The organism is Anaeromusa sp. (assembly GCF_028691475.1).
In the GTDB taxonomy this organism is placed as follows: domain Bacteria; phylum Bacillota; class Negativicutes; order Anaeromusales; family Anaeromusaceae; genus Anaeromusa.
This window is the reverse complement of the sequence record NZ_JAQUZF010000207.1, coordinates 1-2,606: the sequence shown is the minus strand read 5'-3', so window position 1 is coordinate 2,606 and position 2,606 is coordinate 1. Positions and strand designations below refer to the sequence as shown.

Annotated in this window: 2 protein-coding genes; one reads left to right on the top strand and one right to left on the bottom strand. The window is 48.1% G+C overall.

Features of this window, described 5'->3' with window-relative positions; all coding sequences use genetic code 11:
* Window positions 1–1,303, top strand: a 1,303-nt coding sequence (locus tag PHF27_RS14290) for a hypothetical protein (protein WP_300071557.1), incomplete at its 5' end; no start/stop codon positions are given.
* A gap of 37 nt (window positions 1,304–1,340) precedes the next feature.
* Here the strand turns inward: PHF27_RS14290 and PHF27_RS14285 are convergent.
* A complete protein-coding gene (locus PHF27_RS14285; protein ID WP_300071554.1) occupies window positions 1,341–2,342 on the bottom strand; it encodes a nucleoid-associated protein in 1,002 nt (333 codons plus the stop codon).
* Window positions 2,343–2,606: the final 264 nt, after the last annotated feature.

The following is a 2,606-nucleotide window of genomic DNA, read 5'->3' as shown; positions in this document are numbered from 1 at the left end:
TAAGGCGAAACTCTCCATAACCGCGCGGAATCTGGATCTAAACACGCTGGGACTGACCTCTTCAGACGACTCTATTAAAATAACCGAAGGCTGCCTTGACGAACTGCTTATACAGCTTGGTAAAAAAACAGACGGCGCCATAGAACTACAACAACTCTCGGGAAGCTTCTCGAATGTTTCCCTCACTGGCTCTGTCAACTTGACCCAATGCAGAGCCAGCTTTGCCAAACAAGGTAACCGCATCTACTTTCAAGACATCCATACGCTATATCACGAACAACCTGTTACCGCCACCGGAAGCCTATCCACAATACCGAATGAAAAAGAACTGGATTTTACGCTCCAGATGCCGGCTGGCGACCCCGCCGCACTACTGCCCAGCCTAAACGTCAGCGGTCCTTTTGCGATGCAAGCCAGCCTTAGCGGCTCAGCCCTCGCCCCTGTGCTAACTGGCGATTTCACCCTCGGCAGCCTTCGCTGCGGCAACGCAATCATCAACAACATTAACGCCTCTTTTTCTTATACCGGACAACAGCTGCGTTTGCATTCTGCTTATGGCAACACAACTGGCGGTTTCCTTGCCGCCAGCGGAACGGTTGGCATGGATGATACGAAAGCACTAGACCTTGCCATCTACATGCCAGACGGAAACCCCGCCGCCTTCCTACCAAGCCTGACTGCCAGCGGTCCGTTGGTAATCGACGCGGCCCTTACCGGTTCAACAGCAGCGCCGCTCCTAACCGGCGAGTTCTCTCTTGCCAGTCTTCTACTGAGTGACATATCGGTCAAAAACATCTATGGTTCGTTCTCTTACGCAGGGCAAATGCTGCACTTGCAGTCCACCCATGGCAGCACGACCGGCGGCTCCATTTCAGCCAGCGGCCCTGTCGATACGACGGCGGAAAGTTACTCCCTGTCCTTATTGGGCAGCGGTCTCGACAGCTCACGTCTAACAACCAAAGATGTCTCCGGTCCTTTAGCGATGTGGGGGACAGCCTATGGTCAAGGAAATTCCGCCACCACCCAAGGCCGCTTTTCCATTCAAAACGGTAAAGCTTACGGCATAGCCTTTCGAACGCTTTCTGGCGATTTCATCAAAGAAGGTTCCGCCGAAGCACAAGTCAGCAATCTGACCCTCCATACCGATTGGGGAACTTTTTATCCCGACCAATTAAACCAAGAGATACTGGAACAGCTGCGAAAAAGCAACTTCCCCACAAGCGAAGAAGAATTCAAAGAAGAAGTAACTGAGAAAGTAAAGAAAGCAATTACAGACAAACTGCGCGAAGAACTCTTCCGATGACAGCCGCCCTCAATGGCTGCTTGCTTAAAAAAGGAACTCAACGATTAATAATTTTACCGATATTTTTTAAGGCAATCGAAATCGTCCCATCCGGATTGTTTATAAACTCCATGTACTCTTTGTTCTCAAAATAGTCCACAGGAAAAGAAATCTCAATGCCTGTATCGGTCTTAATCTTGTGCTGCCGTCCTTTTTTAGCGCAAAATTCCCGGTCAATACGCACCGCTTCGCTAATGCCGGCTTTATGGACTTCTTCCAAATACTCCTGCTGCATCAGCGGCGAGGACCGAAACACTTCTCTCCCCACTTGCACTGGGTCCAGATACTCTGAACTTTCCGTATGCTCCACCATCAGCGTTTTGGCTTTGGTTACCGCCGCCACAGCGCTTTCTCCATGGTTTTCCGCCACTTTTTTAGCAATGGTGTTGACCAGCTTCATCGTCCGCTGCGGCGAAGTATTACTGGTGCATAACAGCACTTTTTCCGGCAGAATATAGGCCTCTTCGCCGTTCACCAGACGCTTTTTATCGACAAAGCGCACGGCAAACGAAGACGTATCAATGAAGGCGTATTCATCGAGTTTTTGGGACAACCCCGGCAAAATAGCATAGTGATTGATAATCTCGTTCTTTATTTTATCGTCTTCCTGCACCACCTGGTGGGTAAAACCCACCCTATTATTACATTTCAACAAAACCACATATCGCCGTTCATCGATTGCAACATCACATACAATTAAATCCGCGGACTCCCACTCGTCTTCTTCCGACATAGCCGCATGGAGCCGTTCCGCCATGGACATGGAAAAATCAATAAAACCTGTACGCTGCGCCAAATAATCCTCTACCAGCCTCCGGCAAGGGCTCTCCGGTAAAAACACGCCGTTCTTCGCATTCTGATCTTGATGAGACTTTTCCAAATGCTTTGTCAAAAATGAAATCACACTTTCGCTATGCACGTCCAATTCCCGTTCGGAAAACACCGTCACCCCGGAATTGACATCTAAAATATGCAAAATCGCCTGCCTGATAATTAACACGCAGCTCACCTATTCTTTCATTGCATTTTATTCTTCTATAGATTATACAGTAACCAGGCAACAGAAGGAAATGATCCTTGAACAAGAGAACCAGAGTCACGAGAGGGTACGTAGGAGGGCTACGAGGTATAATTTTCAACAGGAGTGTTCTCATAAAGTTCTTAAATCCATCGAATAAAATTCCACAACTAAACCTTGGCACGGGCATTTTGAAAATCTAATCCAAAGCAAGTCCAATTATTCGAAAAATGGGTATAGCAAAGC